Consider the following 19,244-nt stretch of genomic DNA (forward strand, 5'->3'; position numbering starts at 1 on the left):
CCGTGGAAATTCCATTGAGAAACCCCCGCCGGATCCCTATACTGCCGCCATGCAAGGTGTGCAGCGCTGCACGCCTCTCCTGATTGACAAGCGAAAGGCTATTCCATGATTAACAATGATGTGCTGCGCAGCGTGCGCTACATGCTGGCTATTAATGACGCGAAGATGGTAGAGATCGTCAAGCTGGACGGTTTTGACGTCGATGTCGCAGCCATGGGGACCTACATGATCAAGGAAGGCGAGCCGGGTTTTGCCAACTGCCCCGACGAAGTGATGGCCCATTTCCTCAATGGCCTGGTGTTCTTCAAGCGTGGCAAAGACGATAAATTCCCGGCACCGGCGGTAGAGCTGCCGATCACCAACAACCTGGTGCTGAAAAAGCTGCGTGTGGCGTTTGAACTGAAAGATGTCGATCTGCACCAGATTTTTACCGCGGTGGAATTCCGTATCTCCAAGCCTGAGCTGAGCGCGCTGTTCCGCAAAGAAGGCACCAAAAACTATCGCCCATGTGGCGATCAGATGCTGCGCTACTTCCTGAAAGGGCTGACCCAGCGCATACGCGGCGCATAATCCTGCGTATCACGACATCAGGCGTCCTCATTGAGGGCGCTTTTTTTTTGTGCCCCCTGCATTTGTCGATCATACTCAGTACGATGCCGCCTGGCGGTAGAACATGCCCGAACTTTCCGACTGAAATAAGGGAATTATGACGACAGCACCCACCACGTTGCCGCCGGTGTTAACCAGCACGGCAATAGAACAAAAAATACTGCGCAGGTCGATCTTCTGCACGCTGTTTATTGCCAGTGCCGGGATCGTGTTTGGGATTGTCTGCGGTTCCATGTCGATCGTGTTTGACGGCATGTTCTCGGCGTTGGATGCGGGCATGTGTTCATTATCCCTGCTGGTGTCTCGCCTGTTGGGGCAACCCCATAGCCGCCGTTTTCAGTATGGGTTCTGGCATGTCGAACCGCTGGTGCTGGCATTTAACGGCAGTTTACTGACGTTGCTGTGTCTGTATGCCTTTGTGAACGCTGTCAAAGGCATTGCCGACGGAGGGCGCGAACTCGAGCTGGGCTGGGCGATTGTCTATGCCGTTACCGTCAGCCTTTTCTGCTTTACCCTCTACGTTAAGCAAACCCGGCTGAATAAGCAGGTTAAATCGGAACTGATCGCGCTGGATAACAAAAGCTGGCTGATGTCGGCCTGCATCAGTTCGGCGTTATTAGTGGCTTTTATTCTTTCCTGGCTAATGGAAGGCACCCGTTATGAATACCTCAACGTCTATGCCGACCCTGTCGCGCTGGCACTGTTGACGCTGGTCTTGATCCCGGTGCCGATCAAAACGGTAAAATCTGCCATTCAGGAGGTATTGCAGATGACGCCGGACAACCTGGATGCCAAGGTGGAATCCATCATGGCGCAGCTGACGCTGGAGTATGGCTTCCTGGATTATTCCAATTACGCCACCCGCGTTGGCCGTGGGCTGTTTATTGAGATCCACATCGTGATCCCGCCCGAGATGGAACACAGCGGCGTACACAAGCTGGATAAAATCCGTGACCAGATAGCCGACGCTATTGGTGAAGATAGCCCGCACCGCTGGCTGACTATCTCCTTTACCCATAACGCCAAGTGGCTATAGGTTTTTTGCCATCACCCACATGGCCACGGATTGGCTGACGCTGGTATAGCTCTCCTCACCCACGATCGTCATGCCTTGCCGCTGATAAAAGCGTTGGCCAGACACGTTGCTTTTCAGCACGTCCAGCCACAGGATGGGTTGCCCTCTCTCAACGGCTCGTCGCTGTACTTCGGCAAATAGCTGCTCCCCATAGCCGCGTCCGGCAAACTGCGGCAGGAAATAAATCTTCTGCAGCTCGGCCCCGAGGGTTGCGGTCGCAGCCTGCATGCTGTCGAAATTAAGCTTGGCAAAGCCTACCGGTGTTTCCCCTTCATAGGCAAGCAGCCAGCAAGTATCGCGGTCCTGCAATGAGGGCTCCAACGCTTGTTCGGCAAAATCCTTGGACAGAAACGCCTGCAACTCCTGCTGGTTTTGCCAAAGTTCGGCAAAGTGAGCAAGGTAGCTGGCAATCCCGATTTCCCTCACGGTTGCTAAGTCAGCGGGCAACGCTTGACGGATCCTGAACACGACAGCCTCTCTGTTAGTGGTTAGTTGACTCATCTTGGGCGATCGGCTGCTTGCCGCTCAGCGCACCCCATTCGCTCCAGGCACCGTCATAGAGTTTCACCTGCTTGGCGCCCAGTGATTGCAGGCCAAAGGCTAGTACGGCGGCGGTGACGCCAGAACCACAGCTGACGATGGTGGGCGCGTCGATATCGACCCCTTTTTCATCGAAGGTTTTTTTCAGCGCCTCGAGTGATTTGAAACGTCCGTTCTCCAGCAGATCGCCATACGGAATATTGATGCTGCCCGGAATATGGCCACGGTGCAGGCCTGGGCGCGGTTCCGGGGCTTGGGCATAGAAACGCGGTGCGGCACGGGCATCGAGGATCTGCCGTTGGTCGTTCATCGCTTGTTCCACCTGCTGCATATCCACCACCGCTTCGGCATTAAAGTGCGCGCGGAAGGTGGCAGGAGTAGGCTGCGCAGGGCCGGTCTCCAAGGCGTTACCGCGTGATGTCCAACCCTGCAAACCTTCATCAAGCACGAATACGTTCTGCGCGCCGAAATTACGGAACGTCCACCAACCGCGTGGGGCAGAGAACTGATTGCCTCCATCATAGAAAACGATGGTCTGTTGGTCATTAATGCCCAGTTTACCTACGGCGGCGGCAAAGGCTTCTGCCGTGGGTAGCATATGCGGCAGCGTCGTATTTTTATCCGCGACGTCGTCAATATCGAAATACACCGCACCGGGAATATGGCCCCGCTCAAATTCGGCCAACATGTCTTGCTTCGGCACCTGGCCGACAGGCGCCATACGCACGTCAACCAGCGTCAGATTCTCATCGTTGATATGTTGCTCAAGCCATTGCGCGGTCACTAAAAAAGCAGAGTTCATGATTATTGTTCGCCTGTCAGGACAAAGAAGGTTTTCACTATACCTCAACGATCTTGCATATTGGTATGCTGCGGTTTGAAAGGGGGCAGGGCAGATGATTGACCAAGACTTTGGCGGGGCGAAAATCGCCTTGCTGTACGGCGGCCAGGTGCTGGTTTACCTGCGCGATGACAACCCGGCAATCCCCTGGCCCGGCTGCTGGGACTTGCCCGGCGGCGGACGTGAAGGGGATGAAACCCCGATGCAATGTGTGCAACGGGAAACCGAGGAGGAGTTCGGCATTCTATTGTCCGCACGGCAAATTGTCTGGCAGCAGCGTTACGCCGGGATCATGCCTGGCTCGCCGCCTACCTGGTTTATGGTGGGGGAAATCACCCTCGCACAGATTGCGGCGATCCGCTTCGGTAATGAGGGGCAGTGCTGGCAAATGATGCCTGCGGATGAATTTGTACGGCACCCGCAGGGCATTGCCCATCTGCGTCAGCGGTTAGCGGATCGTCTGGCCCAGCTCGACTAGCCGGACACGCTCGATCAACGCGTCGACCTGATGCTCGGAAAATACTTCGATGCCATGTTGGCGTAGCAGCTCAGCGGTGACGCCGCGACCGGGCTGGGTTTGGCCGTTGAATGCGCCGTTGTAGATGGTCTGGCTCCCGCAGGAAGGGCTGCGATCGCTCAGCAGGGCAAAGCGGCAGCCATGCAGGCGAGCGGTATCCAGCGCCAGATGGGCACCCAGTAGATACTGGTCGGTAACGTCGTTCCCTTGCGCGTCGATCACTCTGGCCCGGTTGGCTATCACTTCAGCACCATTAGCTGCGGCCGCAATCTCTGCTGGTGGGCGCGGCGTAGAGAAACCTGCGGCCAATTCGGGGCAGCACACCACTAATCGTCCCTCCTTTTGCCACTGCTGTAAGGTGGTATCGATAACGGTTTTGCTGGAGGCGTTATAACGGACGTTGAAACCGGCCAGGCAGGCACTGAGCAAGATTTTCGGCGGCATGAGGAGTCTTCTGTTGAGGGGGCGAAAGTGTGGCATCAAGGCCACACGCTCGGCTTTATAATAGCAGCGGGGTTTAGCATTATGCCAGCCGTACCTTCCCACTATTTTGCTTACTTTGTGTTCTTTATCCACCGCGTTTTATGAGGGCAGTCACGGATCCGGGGCAAAGTTGATTATCGGCTTGTTAGTGAAATTTAAATTTCATATAAGTACATAATGATTTTTATTTTCCAAAAATAGGCAAGGGAGAAAACGATGAAACAGGTACGCGTTGGATTGATCGGTACTGGCTATATTGGCCGCTGTCATGCTATCGCCTATGCACAGGCAGGCACGGTGTTCCCGCTGAAAGGGGAGCTGGTGTTGGAGATGCTGGCGGAGGTCACACCCGAGCTGGCAGCCCAGCGTGCGGCGGAGTTTGGCTTCGTACGTTCAACCGGTGACTGGCGCGAACTGGTGGCCGACCCCGCCATAGACGTGGTGGATATCTGTGCCCCGAACTTCCTGCATAAAGAGATGGCTCTGGCGGCCATTGCACAGGGCAAGCATGTCTATTCCGAGAAGCCGCTGGCGCTGAATGCGCAAGACGCCGCCGAGATGGTGCAGGCCGCGCGCGCCAAAGGGGTCAAAACTCTGGTTGGCTTCAACTATATGAAAAACCCGACCAGCCAACTGGCGCGGGAAATCATCGCCAACGGTGAAATTGGCGAGGTGGTGCACTTTTACGGTACGCATAATGAAGATTATCTGGCCGACCCTCGTACGCCGATCGACTGGCACTGCCGCAAAGCCACCGCTGGGTTGGGGGCGTTGGGCGATCTGGCGGCTCATATCGTGAACATGGCACATTATCTGGTGGGGGATATCGTCGCGGTGTCGGGCGATATGCAAACCCTGATCAAACAGCGGCCCGATCCGAACAACCCGGCCAAGATGTGCCAAGTCGAAAACGAAGATCAGGCCAGCGCACTGGTGCGCTTTGCCAATGGCGCAATGGGCACCATAGAAACCTCACGCATTGCCTGCGGGCGTAAAATGGGCCTGACCTATGTGGTCACCGGCACCAAGGGCACCCTGAGTTTCACTCAGGAACGCATGGCCGAACTGAAACTGTATCGTCATGACGAACCGGCGGAGCGGCAGGGCTTCAAAACCATCATGGTAGGGCCGAAACACCCGGATTACGCTGCGTTTTGTATCAGCGCCGGGCATGGTATCGGCTTTAACGATCAGAAAACGGTGGAGATCCGCGATCTGGTCAATGGTATTACCGCGGGTGATCGGATGTGGCCAGATTTTGAGGAAGGCTGGAAGGTATCCTGCGTGCTGGATGCGATTGCCGCCTCTGCCGAACAGCGCCGCTGGTTAGATATCAACCGCGATTGATCCTGTTACCGAGAGGCGGCTAGCGGTGCTGTCCCGTAGGGCCTTGCATGTTGCACCTACTAGGCAACATGCAAGGCCCTTGAACGGTTAAAACGCAAAGCAAGAACAGCCGAAGGCACCCCAGAAGGCATTCTCGTTGGAGATGGGAATGCTGGAACGGCGGGCAATGTCATGCTGATGAGCATGAACGCCACAAGGGCCACAACACTGGTGTGGCTGGCTTAATGCACCCACCTTGCCGGCGGTTGTGGGCGGTGCTGAGCGATAATGCCCCGATATGTTGACCACTGGTGACCACTCAGGCAATACCGGTAACGGCGGCGGAGAGAGCGGCGAGAAACTGCCCGCAGCATAGACAACTTTGCCATCCACGACGGTCATGACCGACTCAATTCCCTTGATCTGCTCCTCCGGTACGCTGAAGTAATCCTGTGACAGCACGGCTATATCCGCCAGCTGTCCCACCTTGATCTGGCCCTTTTTGCCTTGTTCGGTAGAGAACCAGGCACTGCCCTGTGTCCAAAGCATCAATGCCGTTTCACGATCCAGACGAGCCTGGTCGTCATACATTGCCATACCGCCGACCGTGCGGCCAGAAACCAGCCAGTACAGCGCCGTCCAAGGGTTGTAACTGGCGACGCGGGTGGCGTCGGTGCCTAATCCAACCGGCAACTCTGCCGCCAGCATTTTAGCTACCGGAGGCGTCTGTTTGGTCGCTTCGATGCCATAGCGCTCGGCAAAGTATTCCCCTTGAAACGCCATGCGGTGCTGTACGGCAATGCCGCCGCCGAGGGCTTTCACCCGCTCGATATTACGCTCTGAGATGGTTTCTGCATGGTCAAAAATCCAGTGCAGACCGGCAAAGGGGATCTCGCGGTTAACCTTCTCAAACACGTTCAGCATCCGGCTGATAGATTCATCGTAAGTGGCATGCAGACGGAACGGCCAGCGGTGTTCCACCAGATGGCGCACCACGCGTTCCAGCTCATCCTCGGTACCTTCAGGCAAATCCGGGCGAGGTTGCAGGAAGTCTTCGAAGTCGGCCGCCGAGAACACCAGCATTTCACCCGCGCCGTTATGGCGGTAAAAGTCCGTTCCCTGGCCGGGTTTGAGCATATCCGTCCACAGCTGGAAGTCCTCCAACTCCTGCTTTGGCCGTTGGGTAAACAGGTTGTAGGCGATACGCAGGGTCAGCTGTTGTTTATCGTGCAGTTCCGCGATGACCTGATAGTCCTCGGGATAGTTCTGGAAACCGCCGCCTGCGTCAATCGCACTGGTCAGGCCCAGGCGGTTGAGTTCGCGCATAAACTGGCGGGTGGAGTTTACCTGTTGTTCCAGCGGCAGCTTCGGCCCCTTGGCCAAGGTTGCGTAGAGGATCATGGCATTGGGCTTGGCGATTAACATCCCGGTTGGGTTGCCGTTACCGTCGCGTTGGATTTCGCCCCCTGGCGGGTTTGGCGTATCTTTGGTGTAGCCCACCACTTTCAGCGCAGCACGGTTAAGCAGGGCGCGATCGTACAGATGCAAAATAAATACCGGCGTGTCAGGGGCGGCGGCGTTGATTTCATCCAACGTAGGCATACGGCGCTCGGCGAATTGGAACTCGGTCCAACCGCCAACCACTCTGACCCACTGTGGGCTGGGAGTACGCAGCGCCTGTTCCTTGAGCATACGTAAGGCGTCGGCGAGCGAAGGCACGCCTTCCCAGCGTAGCTCCAGGTTGTAATTCAAACCACCCCGGATAAGGTGCAGGTGTGAATCATTCAGGCCGGGTACCGCCGTATGGCCGTGTAGGTCGATGATCTGGGTTTCCGGCCCGGCGTATTGCATGACATCGCTCTCACTACCGACGGCCAGAAACTTACCGTCCTTGATCGCCACGGCCTGAGCGGTGGGATTTTCGCGATCGACGGTATGGAATTTACCGTTGCTGATGATCAATGATGCGGTGTGACTCATAACGTTTTCCTTTAATGGCGGGTGAGCCATTGGTGAAACAGACGGGTAACCAACGGCATCCACAGGAAGACCACCAGGGCGACAACGCTGGCATCATTGAGTAAATGCCCAGCCAGTGTGCCGCTCAGTCCCGGCAGTAACTTGCCCCAAAACCAGGGCACCAGATTGGTCGAAGGGAAGATCACCAGCAGGGTGATTAAAAACTGTTTCCATTTGGCCGGTGGGCGTACGTTGGCGCTGGCTGGTGTGAACCAGAACTCGGCTCCGGGGCGGATCTCAATATGATCGCTCTCCAGCAGCAGTGGTGTGACTTCTTCGATATATTTCAGACGCTGCGGCGAGTGGATCCAGCGGTATAAATTGTCCAGATTATCGAAGCGGACCAGCACCGTATAAGCCTGTTCACTACCGGAGGGGCGAATGACGTTAACGCCTAGATGGCCGTCAAACCGGGCGGCATCGGGCATGATGCGTTTTAACCAGGCTTCATAGGCTGGTTCCTGGCCGGGTGTCAGATGGTGAGTGATCACCAGCGTAACGTGTTGCTGATGGGACATGGATCCAACTCCTGAAAAATCCCGGCACATGGCCGGGAGGGTATTGCGGTCAGTCAAGGTGAGCCCTGCGCGGTTTTACTTGCCGTTGCGAGCCGGAGCGTGATGCACCAGAGTGTAAGCATAGTCAACGCCCATCCCGTAGGCACCGCTGTGTTCACGTACCAGATCCATCACCGCATCGTAGGTTTCCTTGCGTGCCCAATCGCGTTGGTACTCGAGCAGCACCTGTTGCCAGGTCACCGGAACCGCCCCAGCCTGTACCATGCGATCGATAGCGCGCTCATGAGCATCCACCGAGGTGCCGCCAGAGGTGTCTGTAACCACATAAACCTCATATCCGGCTTCCATTGCCATCAATGCCGGGAAGGTCAGGCAGACCTCGGTCCACAGGGCGGAGATCACCAGTTTTTTACGGCCGGTGGCCTCGACGGCTTTAACGAATGCCGCATCTTCCCAGGAATTCATCGAAGTACGTTCAATAGGGGTGAGTTCTGGATGCACCGCCAGCAATTCCGGCCAGAAATAGCCGCTGAAACTTTCGCTTTCGACCGAGGTAAAAATAGTGGGAACATTAAAGATGCTGCCGGCTTTGGCCAGCGCTACCACGTTGTTTTTCAGCTGTTGGCGATCGATATTGGCCACGCCAAAAGCCATTTGCGGCTGATGATCGATAAAGATGAGTGCGGAATTTTTCGGATCAAGTAGTTGAAACTTCGACATAATGTACCTTCCAATTGTATTACCGTGAATAAGACGGATGCGCTGTATCAATGGAATGAATGGTAGGTAGGTGCCGTTTTCAAAGATAGCGTAGAATTTTTACCTTCTTGTTAAGTTTTTTTATCTATGGGAGAAAGGGGTGAGACTAAACCTGGAAGCGCTATTGATCCTGGACGCACTGGATCGTCATGGGTCATTTGCTGCAGCGGCTGCCGCGCTGTTTAAAACGCCTTCTGCCCTGAGCTACATGGTGCAGAAACTGGAGAGCGATCTGGCGATCACGCTGCTCGATCGCTCCGGCCACCGGGCCAAGTTCACCGCCACCGGCAAGCTGATGCTGGAAAAGGGGCGGATATTGCTACGCGCTGCGCAAGATCTGGAACAGCAGGCGCGCTATGTGGAAAGTGGCTGGGAGAGCGATCTCACCCTGGCGGTAGATGCATCGTTCCCTTTTGCCCGGCTGCTACCGCTGATTGATGAGTTTTACCGTAATCACCACCACACCCGGCTGCGTTTCAGCCACGAAGTGCTGGCTGGCTCTTGGGAGGCGCTGATACACGGCTGTGCCGATATTATCATCGGTGCGATTTGTGAGCCGCCTTCGCGCGCGGGCTATGCTTTTAGCCCGCTAGGGCAGTTGGAGTATGTGTTTGCCGTCGCCCCGCACCATCCGTTGGCCGCCCAGCCGGAACCGTTGCAGAAAAGCAGCATCCGCCAGCATCGCGCAGTGGTGGTTCATGACTCGTCGCGGGTGAATTCGCCGCAAAGTCTGCACGTGCTGGATGAGCAGGATCAACTGACGGTATTCAGTTTTGAGGCCAAATTGCAGGCGCAGCTGGCCGGGTTGGGCTGTGGCTATCTGCCTCATTATCTGGCAGAACCTTATCTGAAAACCGGCCAGTTGGTCACGAAAAGCGTGGAGGCAGAGCGCGATAGCGACACCGCCTACTTCGGCTGGCGAGAAAGTGCCAGCGGGCTGGCCAGCCTCTGGTGGCGTGAGCGGTTGCAAGCTTATGCCGTGACGGGGGAATGACTCTGAAGGTTGGCAAGGCAGGGTAGGTTAACGCATAGCCTGTTGTTGCCCGCCAGGATTGTTATCCACGCAGCTAACGTCATGATGCTGATTTTTAACTTTGCTTTACCACTTTTGTTATTTTGAGCGCCGATCCGCTTCGCCGATACTGAGAAAAATAGCCTCAGCGAGCCGGAAAATGCCCTCAGCCAAACCCCATAGTCACTATCTGCATGGCGAACAACGAGCCTGGATCCAACAGCTTAACCGGCAATGGATCTGGCGGTTGGAGCTGCCGACCTGGGGCATTATGCTGCTGGTTTACGGTAGTTGGTTCGGCGTGGTGCATTACTGGCAGCTGCTCGGCCCCTGGCTGGGCGCACCGTTGCTGACGTTGGCGACTACCTGGTATCTCTCTTTGCAGCATGAGCTGATCCACGGCCATCCCACCCGGTGGCCGCGGCTCAACCAACTGTTCGGCCTGCTTCCCCTGGCGGTGTGGTATCCCTACGGGCTGTACCGCGACAGCCATATTCAGCATCATCGCGACGATCATCTGACCCAACCTGCCGAAGATCCGGAAAGTTACTATTTCAGCCGGGCGCAGTGGCAACGATTTCCTGTTTGGCTGCCTCTGTTGGCCAAGGTGCGTAATACCCTGATTGGCCGGGTCACGCTTGGCCCGGCCTGGGACATTATCACCACGCTGTCCAACGCTCTGAAAGCCATATTGGCTGGTGATCTGCGGACCTTGACGATGTGGCTGGTACACGGCGCACTGTTGGTAGCTCTGCTTGCTTGGCTGCAAACGCAGGGCATTTCTGCCGCCTTTTATCTGCAGGTGGTGAGCTACCCGGCGCTGGGTTTGACCAAGATCCGTTCGTTTTATGAGCATCGCGCGGTGGACGCTCCGCAGGCACGTTCTATTATTAATGAGGCCTCCTGGCCTTGGCGACTGCTGTTTCTCAATCTGAACTATCATTTAGTGCACCATGATTTACCCGGTTTGCCTTGGTATGGGCTGCGAAAAGTCTATCTGGCAGAGCAGCAGGCCTACCGGCAACGCAGCCAGGGGTTTGTGGTGCAGGGCTATGGCAACTGGTTTGTCGATCATGCCGTGACGCCGATTGCCGTTGAAGTACACCCGTTTGAACAGGAGAGAGTCGAGAAGCAGCATGTGATAGGCTGGACCCATACCGCGCAGGATTTTCCAATCGATCTGGCGAAATAGCCGGAAAGTATCATCAAAGAGGATAAAGCATGGCTATTACCCCATTACGCGCACGTTTTTTGGCATTGGCATTGACCGTTCTGGCGGGAGCCTGCGGTGTTGCACAGGCGGCCGATACGGTACGCGTGGGTTCTAAAATTGATACCGAAGGCTCGCTGCTTGGCAATATCATTGTGCAGGTGCTGGAAGCCAACGGCATCAAAACTACCAATAAACTGCAATTGGGCACCACCAAGGTATTACGTGGTGCCATCACTTCCGGCGAGATTGATATCTACCCGGAATACACCGGTAACGGTGCCTTCTTCTTCTCCGATGAAAAAGATCCGGCGTGGAAAAACGCTCAGGCCGGGTTCGAGAAGGTGAAAAAGCTCGACTATGACCAGAACAAGATCGTCTGGTTGGATGCCGCCCCGGCTAACAACACCTGGACGATCGCCGTTCGCCAGGACGTGGCGCAGGCCAACCATCTGAAAACCCTGGCAGATCTGGCCAAGTGGATCAACGACGGTGGTAAGTTCAAACTGGCGGCATCGGCAGAGTTTATCGAACGCCCGGACGCGCTACCGGCCTTCCAGAATGCTTATGGCTTCAAGCTTAATCAGGATCAGTTACTGTCACTGGCTGGCGGTGACACGGCGGTGACCATCAAGGCGGCGGCGGAACAAACCTCTGGGGTGAATGCGGCGATGGCGTATGGGACTGATGGCCCGGTGGCCGCGCTGGGCCTGCAAACGTTGGAAGACCCACAGGGCGTACAGCCAATTTACGCCCCGGCTCCGATTGTTCGTGAGGCAACGCTGCAACAGTACGCCAATATCGCCGAACTGCTCAAACCGGTATTCGCTACGCTCGACGGCCCAACCTTACAGCAGTTGAACGCGCAGATCGCCGTAGAAGGCCAGGATGCCAAACAGGTGGCGGTCAATTACCTGAAACAGAAAGGGTTGATTAAGTAACCTTGATCCCGCCGACCGGGCAGCGGTGAGCGACCCAGTCGGCAATATTACCGCCTGAAAGACCAAGGGGATACCCGGGTACCGGGGAGTGATTTTGATTATTGTCTTGAAAAACCGCGTATTACTGACTCTGTTTGTTTTGCTGCTGCTTGCGGCCTTTGGCCTGCCGTTCCTCAGTTATGCTCCTAATCGCCTACTGTCTGGCAAGAGTATCTCTCTGATTTCACTGTTGCATGGCCCCGCGCTGTGGCTGCTGCTGCCATTATTGGCGTTGGCCGTGCTCAGCCTGTTGACCCCCACGCGCAATCGGGCGCTGCTGACCGCCTGCGTTGCCGCTGTTCTATTGGCGATGATCTTTTGGTTGAGCGGCTATACCGCGCAGCAACTGGCATTGCAGGGCTCACCGCTGGCACGTACTTCCTGGAGCAGCGGTTGTGCGCTAATGGCAGCATTGAGTGGCCTAATCGCCGCAGATGCCATGATGCGGATCACTCCCTCGCACCTGTGGCGTATTCTGGGTAACGTCTTGGTGCTGCTACCTGCCGCGCTGCTGCTGTTTACCCATCAGTTGGACCAGCTTTCCCTGCTGAAGGAGTACCACAACCGGCAAGAGGTATTTGACGCTGCATTACTACAGCATTTGACCATCTTGCTGGCTACCATGGTACCGGCTCTGCTGATTGGTGTGCCGTTGGGCGTGCTGTGTTTTCGTTCAACCCGCTGGCAGGGCCCGATCTTCTCTACGCTGAATATCATCCAGACCGTCCCTTCCATTGCGCTATTTGGCCTGTTGATCGCCCCGTTGGCCGGGCTGGCGGCGGCGCTACCTTGGCTGGCGAACTTAGGCATTAGCGGTATCGGCATGGCCCCGGCGATTGTGGCATTGGTGCTCTATGCCCTGTTGCCGCTGGTGCGCAGCGTGGTCGCCGGTTTGCAAAGCGTGCCCGCCAGCGTGATTGAGTCCGCCTGCGGCATGGGAATGACGCGCGGGCAGATTTTCTTTGGCGTCCAGCTGCCACTGGCAATGCCACTGTTCCTGACCGGCGTGCGCATCCTGGCGGTACAAACCGTGGGAATGGCGGTGGTGGCAGCGCTGATTGGTGCCGGGGGTTTTGGTGCGATCGTGTTTCAAGGATTACTCAGCAGCGCACTGGATCTGGTGTTGCTCGGGGTGATCCCGGTGATCGCCATGGCGGTGATCGTCGATTCGCTGTTTAAATTCATAATTTCAATGTTGGAAGTGACTGCCAGATGATTAACTTTGACCGGGTAAGCAAGATTTTTCAGGGGAAACCGGCGGTGGACGATCTCTCGTTGAGCATGGCGGAAGGGGAGTTTACCGTGCTGATCGGCACTTCCGGCTCAGGCAAATCCACCACGTTGAAGATGATCAACCGCCTGATCGAGCATGATAAAGGCAAGATCAGGTTTGCCGGTGAGGAGATCCATAAGTTCAAACCGCAGGATTTACGCCGCCGAATGGGCTATGCCATCCAGTCGATCGGTCTGTTCCCCCATTGGACGGTAGAAGAGAATATTGCCACGGTACCGCAGTTACTGAAGTGGCCAAGAGCACGGATCCGCGATCGGGTGACTGAGCTGATGGAGCTGCTGCAACTGGAGCCGGAGCTGTTCCGCCGCCGCTATCCACATCAGCTTTCCGGCGGACAGCAACAGCGGGTTGGGGTGGCACGGGCGCTGGCCGCCGATCCTGAGGTGTTGCTCATGGACGAACCCTTTGGTGCGCTCGATCCGGTGACCCGGGCCTCGTTGCAGGCTGAGATTGCCCGTATTCATCAACTTTCTGGCCGCACCATCGTACTGGTGACGCACGATATCGATGAGGCGCTGGGGTTGGCCGATCGGATCGTGCTGCTCGATCAGGGGCGAGTGGTGCAGCAGGGCACTCCGTTGGCGTTGCTGACCAACCCGGTGAATGATTTTGTGCGTGACTTCTTTGGCCGCAGCGATAGGGGGATCAAGCTGTTGGCGTTGGGCACGGTAGCCGAAAGGGTGCGGCCGGGTGAGGCGGAAGGGGAACCCATCCAGGCCATGATGAGCCTGCGTGAGGCGCTGTCGGTGTTTGTTGCCCGAGGCTGCGAACGTTTGCCGGTGGTTGACGAACAGGGGCAAGCGCTTGGCGTGTTGCATTTCAGCGATTTGATTACACACAAGGCGCTATCATGAACATCAGGCGCTGGTGGCGCGATCCGCTACCGTGGACATTTGCTCTGCTAGTGGCGTTGGTCTTCGGCATGAACCATCTGCACGGCCTGTTTGCCGCTTGGTTCCCACAGTTGGAGCGGCCGGTGTATCAGCAGGACAGCTTTTTCTCGCTGGTTGTTGCGCATTTATCGCTAGTAGCCGTATCGAGCCTGATTGCGGTAATGATTGGCGTAACCGCTGGCATTGCGGTGACGCGCGGTGCCGGGCGGGAGTTTCGCTCATTGGTGGAAACCGTGGTTGCCGTTGGGCAGACTTTTCCACCGGTTGCGGTATTGGCGGTGGCGGTACCGGTAATGGGCTTTAGTGAGCAGCCAGCGATTATTGCGCTGGTGCTGTATGGTTTATTACCGATCCTGCAAGGCACCTTGACCGGGATAGAGTCGGTTCCGGCGGGCACGCGTGAAGTGGCTCAAGGGGTGGGGATGAGCCGCTGGCAAATTTTGTGGCGCGTTGAGCTGCCGTTGGCGGCCCCGGTGATCGTCGCGGGGATCCGCACTTCGGTGATTATCAATATCGGCACGGCGGCCATAGCCTCAACGGTGGGCACCAAAACGCTGGGAACGCCGATCATTATTGGCCTGAGTGGCTTCAATACGGCGTATGTGATCCAGGGAGCGGTGGTAGTGGCGTTGTTGGCGATCATTACCGACATGTTGTTCGAACGCTGGGTACGCTACCTCACCGCCTGGCGTCAGCAACGGCTGACTGTCTCAACTTCTGCGGGGTAACTTCCATGGCGATAGTCTCTTTACCGATGTACGGCGTTAGCCACCAACAGGTGGAACCGTTCTGGCAGGCGCTACGCGATAAGCTGCGGCAACTGGGGATGGCGGAGGTTCCCCAGACGCTGAGTTGGCCGCAGGATCTGCCGCAACACTGGCAACGGCCGGATCTGCTACTTAGCCAGACTTGCGGTTATCCATTGGTGACGGTGTTACCACAGGTACAGTTGGTGGGGACTTACCATTACCGTGTGGAAGGTTGCAGCGGAGCGAACTACAGCAGTTGGCTGGTGGTGCGTGAGGGGGAACCGGCAGAGCGACTTGAGGATTTCCGCGATCGCGTGGTGGCGTATAACAGCCGGGATTCACAGTCGGGGTATAACAGTCTGCGAGCCTTGATTGCGCCGCTGGCGCAGGAAGGGCATTTTTTCCGCCAGGCGATCGCCTCTGGCAGCCACTATCGTTCACTGGAGATGATCCTGGAGGGGCAGGCGGATATTGCGGCCATCGACTGTATCAGCTTTGCCCTGTTGAAACGGGCACGGCCACAAGCCGTTGCTGGCCTGAAGATTATTGGCCGTACCGCTGCGGTACCGGGTTTGCCGTTGATCACGGCGGCCGGAACGCCAGACTCCCAATTGGCAATCCTGCGCACCGCGGCCAGTGCCATGGTCAACCATACGGCCAGTGAAAGCCTGCTGATCGGCGATTTTAGTCTGGTGCCGCGTACTGCTTATCAGCGGGTGGCCGAGCTTGAAAGGCTGGCGGCCAACGCTGGCGTCACGGCGTTATAAAGCGGGTTATTTCGCTTGGATAGTGGCCGTTGGGGCACTATCGGTAGCGGCATCGCTGGTGGTTGTGGTCTCTTCTTGTGGCGTGGTGGAACGGGTGTACATATTCAGCCCGGCCAGAAACACGCCGCCCAGAGAGCCGAAGGCGCATAAGGCGATGACGATGAGGAACGCTTTTTTCCGCATAATGATGATTTCGCAGGTTGTCCAGAACAGCGGGAATTATAGCCCCTTCAGCGGGTGAAACAACACTCGTTTAATTGGGGGTATGTTGCTTCAAGTTTTGTTGCGGTGCAGTGCTCAGACGCGGGAGTTAATAGGTAGCACATTTGGTCCCCTCTCCTGTTGGGAGAGGGTAAGGGGGGGGCATTTAGTTGACCTGTTGTGCCTTGGCCGGGCGGGCAAACAGGTATTTACCCAGCGTCACCAACACCACCGCCGAGACGATAATCACCAACGCCAGCCACTCGCGCGGGCCCAAGGATTCGCCAGCAAAACCGACGCCGAGCAGCACCGCCACCACCGGATTGACGTAGGCATAGCTGGTCGCTACAGCTGGGCGTACGTTTTTCAGCAGGAACATATAGGCGCTGATCGCCAGCATTGAACCGAAAACAATCAGATAACCGAGCGCCATAAAGCCGCTGAAGGTGGGCATTTTATCCAAATGCTCACCGTTCAGTTGGCTGGCGATGGTCAGCACCACGCCGGCCACCAGCATTTCTGCGGCACCGGCCATCGGCCCGGCAGGGAGTGAAATGCGTGAGCCGAGTACCGAACCAAAGGCCCAACTGGCGGAAGCCAACAGGATTAACAGCGCGCCGGTCGGGTTGCCCACCAGGTTATTGCCGGTGTTGAGCAACACAATGCCCACCAGTCCAAGGGCGATACCGGTCCATTCCAGCTTGGTATTGCGGATCCCCCAAAACATGCTGAAGCAGAGGGTGAACAGCGGAACCGTAGCGACCATCACCGCGGCAATGCCGGAAGGCACATCCTGGTGCTCGGCTACCGTGACCAGGCCGTTACCCACGGCCAGCAACAGAATGCCAATGGTGCCAGCGGCGACCCACTGTTTCAGAGTGGGCAGGGCATGGCCCCGCAGCAACAGGAAAACGAACAGGATGATACCGGCAATCAGAAAACGAATGCCTGCCATCATCAAGGGGGGCCAGCTTGCCACCCCCACTCGGATAGCGAAGTAGGTCGATCCCCAGACAATATATAACGTAAACAGCGCCCCGATTAACGGCAGGAGATGACGATTTTGTTGGCTCAGCATGGGTTATTATTCGGTAGGGTGAAAAATCGTTAGGACACTCAGTAAACCTTAAGGCATGGCCGATAAGCAATGCTTTTCTACTCGTTTAGTGGTGTCGTGGTACCGGGGGAGGCTGCCAGTCCCTGGCCTACAATCAAGGGATTACGACTGGGATATCAGGTAGGCGCAGCGGCGGGCACCGGTAAGAATATGTTCGCTGCGCTCAACCTTGGCTTGCAGCACCTCGGTAAATACGTTCAGCTCGGCGCGGCAAAACCCTTGGCAAACCGCCGCGGCGCTGCAGATGGGGCAGTGATTTTCCACCAGCAGAAACTCGCCGTCTTTCTCTTCACGCCACTCGGCCATATACCCTTCACGGCAACGGATGGCCGCCAGACGAGCAACACGTTCACGTAAATCGGCTGCACCGACCATCGCCTGTTTATAATTAATTAGGGTCTCCTGCTCTCGGCTGTCGATCAGCAGGTCCATCGCCTGTTCACCCAGTTTGTCACGCACCGTGCGCAACAGTTGGGCGGTTAATTCGGCATGGGCGTCGGGAAAGTGGGCGTTACCTGCGGCGGTCAACTGCCAGAGCTGTACCGGGCGGCCAACGCCACGGGTCTCAGCCCTGGCTTCCACCAGACCTTCTTTTGCCAGCTTGACGAATTGCTGACGAGCGGCTTCACCAGTGGTGCCGAGGACCTTTCCCGCTTCTGAGGCTTGCTGTGGACCGTGGGTTTTCAACAGCTTCAGCAAGCGGTCACTGACCGAATGTGCGGTGCATTCGCCATTTTCCAAGTTAATTCTTGACATATTACAGCGCCTCGCCCTTAATTATTCCAAGATATTGCTTGTTAAATTTAGCCTAATAGCAAGATCAACTCAATGCCATTCCTCTGAAAACAGGACGATAACCGTGATAACCGATGAGAACAGCCGTTGGAGCGATCTCTTTTCCGGCAAAAATGCCGCCAGTGCCATCGCACTGTCGCTCGGCGTCGCTTTGCATGCGATCAATATTCTGGTGGCGACCACCATTTTACCGTCGGTGGTGCAGGACATCGGTGGGTTGGATCTCTATGCCTGGAACACCACCCTGTTTGTGGTGGCCTCGATATTAGGCTCGGCGCTATCGGCACGTTTGCTGAGTGGCTACGGGGCGCGTAGCGCTTATCTGGTGGCGTCGCTGTTCTTCATTGTGGGGGCGATGCTGTGTGCACTGGCCCCTTCCATGCCGGTGATGTTGATTGGCCGCACGGTACAGGGGTTTGGCGGTGGCCTGATCTTTGCATTGTCCTACGCGATGATTAACCTGGTGTTTGAACAAAAACTCTGGCCACGCGCCATGGCGCTGATCTCCGCGATGTGGGGGATTGCCACGTTGGTGGGGCCAGCCGTCGGCGGGATTTTTGCCGAATTGAACGCCTGGCGCTGGGCGTTCGGTATTCTGTTGCCGATTATGGTGCTGTACGCCGCCTTTACGTTCCGTATTCTGCCCAAGGGTAAACCGCAGCAGCGGCCAACGCCGTTACCGCTGATGCAGTTGCTGCTGCTGGCTGGCGCGGTATTGGTGGTGTCGGCTGGCAGCCTGGCAGATAGCGGTTGGCTAAATGTGGGCGGGATTGTGCTGGCGTTGCTGTTGTTGATTGGGTTAATCCGGCGTGAGGGACATTCCCGCGCTCGCCTGCTGCCACATCAGGCACTGCGTCGTGGTTCGGCGCTGGCTTCGCTGTACGTGACAGTGACTTTGTTGGTGATCGGCATGACCAGCGAGATCTTTGTGCCTTACTTCTTGCAAACCCTGCATGGTCAGTCACCGCTGATTTCCGGCTATATTGCTGCCACTATGGCAGCAGGTTGGACACTGTCGGAAATCCTTAGCTCCGGTTGGCGCGGCGTGGGGATCCGTTTGGCGATAATCAGCGGGCCGATCCTGGTGCTGCTTGGTTTGCTGGGGTTGGCAGTGCTGATGCCAATTCCTTCTAACGGCCACTGGCAGGCACTGGGGCCGATCGTGCTGGCTTTGACGTTGGTCGGTTTCGGGATCGGTTTTGGTTGGCCGCACCTGCTGACGCGCATTTTGCAGGTGGCCCCTCAGGCCGATAAGGATATTGCCGGGGCTTCCATTACCACGGTGCAACTCTTCGCCACGGCGTTTGGCGCGGCATTGGCGGGGATGGTCACCAATCTGGCCGGATTTACCGCGCCGGGCGGGATCGAGGGCGCGTCCTCCGCTGCTCATTGGCTGTTCCTGCTGTTTGCCTTGGCCCCGCTGTTGGCGATCTACAGCGCCTGGCGCAGTGCGGCCATTAGCCAGCCTGCCGAGGATCCGAGCAATTTTGTACAAACGCCTGGTTCAGGTGAGTGCTAGAATGCTTTTCATTCAGCGGG

21 protein-coding genes are annotated in these 19,244 nt (G+C 56.7%); 12 read left to right on the top strand and 9 right to left on the bottom strand.

Annotation, left to right across the window (positions count from 1 at the left end; all coding sequences use genetic code 11):
- Window positions 1–105 precede the first annotated feature (105 nt).
- Both KGP26_RS08870 and KGP26_RS08875 read left to right on the top strand, forming a co-directional pair.
- Entirely contained in the window at window positions 106–570 is a 465-nt protein-coding gene (locus KGP26_RS08870; RefSeq protein WP_021180467.1) for a DUF1456 family protein, read from the top strand.
- 136 nt (window positions 571–706) lie between these two features.
- Complete coding sequence (locus KGP26_RS08875) at window positions 707–1,645, top strand: cation diffusion facilitator family transporter (RefSeq protein WP_021805164.1); 939 nt, start codon at window positions 707–709, stop codon at window positions 1,643–1,645.
- On the opposite strand, the gene KGP26_RS08880 is transcribed toward KGP26_RS08875, so the two are convergent.
- The gene (locus tag KGP26_RS08880) at window positions 1,640–2,152 is read right to left on the bottom strand and encodes a GNAT family N-acetyltransferase (RefSeq protein WP_037375098.1); all 513 of its coding nucleotides are present in this window, start codon (window positions 2,150–2,152) and stop codon (window positions 1,640–1,642) included. The genes KGP26_RS08875 and KGP26_RS08880 overlap by 6 nt on opposite strands.
- Before the next feature lie 13 nt (window positions 2,153–2,165).
- A complete protein-coding gene (gene sseA, locus KGP26_RS08885; RefSeq protein ID WP_021805162.1) occupies window positions 2,166–3,026 on the bottom strand; it encodes a 3-mercaptopyruvate sulfurtransferase in 861 nt (286 codons plus the stop codon).
- Window positions 3,027–3,120: 94 nt separating this feature from the next.
- Here sseA and KGP26_RS08890 point away from each other — a divergent pair, with 94 nt between their 5' ends.
- Entirely contained in the window at window positions 3,121–3,543 is a 423-nt protein-coding gene (locus tag KGP26_RS08890) for an NUDIX hydrolase (RefSeq protein WP_094982974.1), read from the top strand.
- Here the strand turns inward: KGP26_RS08890 and KGP26_RS08895 are convergent.
- Window positions 3,514–4,026, bottom strand: a complete 513-nt coding sequence (locus KGP26_RS08895) for a DUF523 domain-containing protein (RefSeq protein WP_094982973.1) — start codon at window positions 4,024–4,026, stop codon at window positions 3,514–3,516. The genes KGP26_RS08890 and KGP26_RS08895 overlap by 30 nt on opposite strands.
- 255 nt (window positions 4,027–4,281) lie before the next feature.
- On the opposite strand from KGP26_RS08895, the gene KGP26_RS08900 reads away from it, so the two are divergent.
- The gene (locus KGP26_RS08900; protein WP_223665296.1) at window positions 4,282–5,412 is read left to right on the top strand and encodes a Gfo/Idh/MocA family protein; all 1,131 of its coding nucleotides are present in this window, start codon (window positions 4,282–4,284) and stop codon (window positions 5,410–5,412) included.
- An 87-nt stretch (window positions 5,413–5,499) separates the two neighbouring features.
- Here the strand turns inward: KGP26_RS08900 and KGP26_RS08905 are convergent, their stop codons facing one another.
- The 3 genes from KGP26_RS08905 to KGP26_RS08915 all read right to left on the bottom strand — a co-directional run bounded on the left by KGP26_RS08905 (window position 5,500) and on the right by KGP26_RS08915 (window position 8,648).
- Window positions 5,500–7,371: an amidohydrolase gene (locus KGP26_RS08905; protein WP_223538021.1), complete on the bottom strand. Its 1,872-nt coding sequence runs from the start codon at window positions 7,369–7,371 to the stop codon at window positions 5,500–5,502.
- Between the two features lie 11 nt (window positions 7,372–7,382).
- Window positions 7,383–7,928 (bottom strand): antibiotic biosynthesis monooxygenase, encoded by a 546-nt coding sequence (locus KGP26_RS08910; protein ID WP_094982970.1) that lies wholly within the window; start codon window positions 7,926–7,928, stop codon window positions 7,383–7,385.
- 75 nt (window positions 7,929–8,003) lie between these two features.
- The gene (locus tag KGP26_RS08915) at window positions 8,004–8,648 is read right to left on the bottom strand and encodes a hydrolase (protein WP_223665297.1); all 645 of its coding nucleotides are present in this window, start codon (window positions 8,646–8,648) and stop codon (window positions 8,004–8,006) included.
- Between the two features lie 139 nt (window positions 8,649–8,787).
- On the opposite strand from KGP26_RS08915, the gene KGP26_RS08920 reads away from it, so the two are divergent.
- The 7 genes from KGP26_RS08920 (at window position 8,788) to KGP26_RS08950 (ending at window position 15,592) form a co-directional block, all read left to right on the top strand.
- Window positions 8,788–9,681: a LysR substrate-binding domain-containing protein gene (locus KGP26_RS08920; RefSeq protein ID WP_059200243.1), complete on the top strand. Its 894-nt coding sequence runs from the start codon at window positions 8,788–8,790 to the stop codon at window positions 9,679–9,681.
- A gap of 178 nt (window positions 9,682–9,859) precedes the next feature.
- Window positions 9,860–10,891, top strand: a complete 1,032-nt coding sequence (locus KGP26_RS08925) for a fatty acid desaturase (protein WP_223499142.1) — start codon at window positions 9,860–9,862, stop codon at window positions 10,889–10,891.
- Window positions 10,892–10,920: 29 nt separating this feature from the next.
- Window positions 10,921–11,850, top strand: coding sequence for an ABC transporter substrate-binding protein (locus KGP26_RS08930; protein WP_179248153.1), 930 nt, complete (start codon window positions 10,921–10,923; stop codon window positions 11,848–11,850).
- Window positions 11,851–11,950: 100 nt separating this feature from the next.
- Window positions 11,951–13,105 (top strand): ABC transporter permease, encoded by a 1,155-nt coding sequence (locus KGP26_RS08935; RefSeq protein WP_209555320.1) that lies wholly within the window; start codon window positions 11,951–11,953, stop codon window positions 13,103–13,105.
- Entirely contained in the window at window positions 13,102–14,037 is a 936-nt protein-coding gene (locus KGP26_RS08940) for an ABC transporter ATP-binding protein (protein WP_021805151.1), read from the top strand. Before KGP26_RS08935 ends, KGP26_RS08940 begins: the two co-directional genes overlap by 4 nt.
- Window positions 14,034–14,804 carry an ABC transporter permease gene (locus tag KGP26_RS08945; protein ID WP_209555310.1) on the top strand — a complete coding sequence of 257 codons (771 nt, stop codon included), beginning with the start codon at window positions 14,034–14,036 and terminating at the stop codon, window positions 14,802–14,804. The genes KGP26_RS08940 and KGP26_RS08945 overlap by 4 nt, the downstream gene beginning before the upstream one ends.
- 5 nt (window positions 14,805–14,809) lie before the next feature.
- Entirely contained in the window at window positions 14,810–15,592 is a 783-nt protein-coding gene (locus KGP26_RS08950; RefSeq protein WP_094982965.1) for a phosphate/phosphite/phosphonate ABC transporter substrate-binding protein, read from the top strand.
- Between the two features lie 6 nt (window positions 15,593–15,598).
- Here KGP26_RS08950 and KGP26_RS08955 read toward each other — a convergent pair whose 3' ends face one another.
- The 3 genes from KGP26_RS08955 to KGP26_RS08965 form a co-directional block, all read right to left on the bottom strand.
- Window positions 15,599–15,775 (bottom strand): hypothetical protein, encoded by a 177-nt coding sequence (locus KGP26_RS08955; protein WP_021805148.1) that lies wholly within the window; start codon window positions 15,773–15,775, stop codon window positions 15,599–15,601.
- A 184-nt stretch (window positions 15,776–15,959) separates the two neighbouring features.
- Entirely contained in the window at window positions 15,960–16,871 is a 912-nt protein-coding gene (gene yedA, locus KGP26_RS08960; protein ID WP_223665298.1) for a drug/metabolite exporter YedA, read from the bottom strand.
- A gap of 141 nt (window positions 16,872–17,012) precedes the next feature.
- Complete coding sequence (locus tag KGP26_RS08965; protein WP_223665299.1) at window positions 17,013–17,666, bottom strand: metalloregulator ArsR/SmtB family transcription factor; 654 nt, start codon at window positions 17,664–17,666, stop codon at window positions 17,013–17,015.
- A gap of 103 nt (window positions 17,667–17,769) precedes the next feature.
- On the opposite strand from KGP26_RS08965, the gene KGP26_RS08970 reads away from it, so the two are divergent.
- Window positions 17,770–19,224: an MFS transporter gene (locus KGP26_RS08970; RefSeq protein WP_209523920.1), complete on the top strand. Its 1,455-nt coding sequence runs from the start codon at window positions 17,770–17,772 to the stop codon at window positions 19,222–19,224.
- Window positions 19,225–19,244 lie beyond the last annotated feature (20 nt).

Source organism: Serratia sp. JSRIV002 (assembly GCF_019968725.1).
Classification (GTDB): domain Bacteria; phylum Pseudomonadota; class Gammaproteobacteria; order Enterobacterales; family Enterobacteriaceae; genus Chania; species Chania fonticola_B.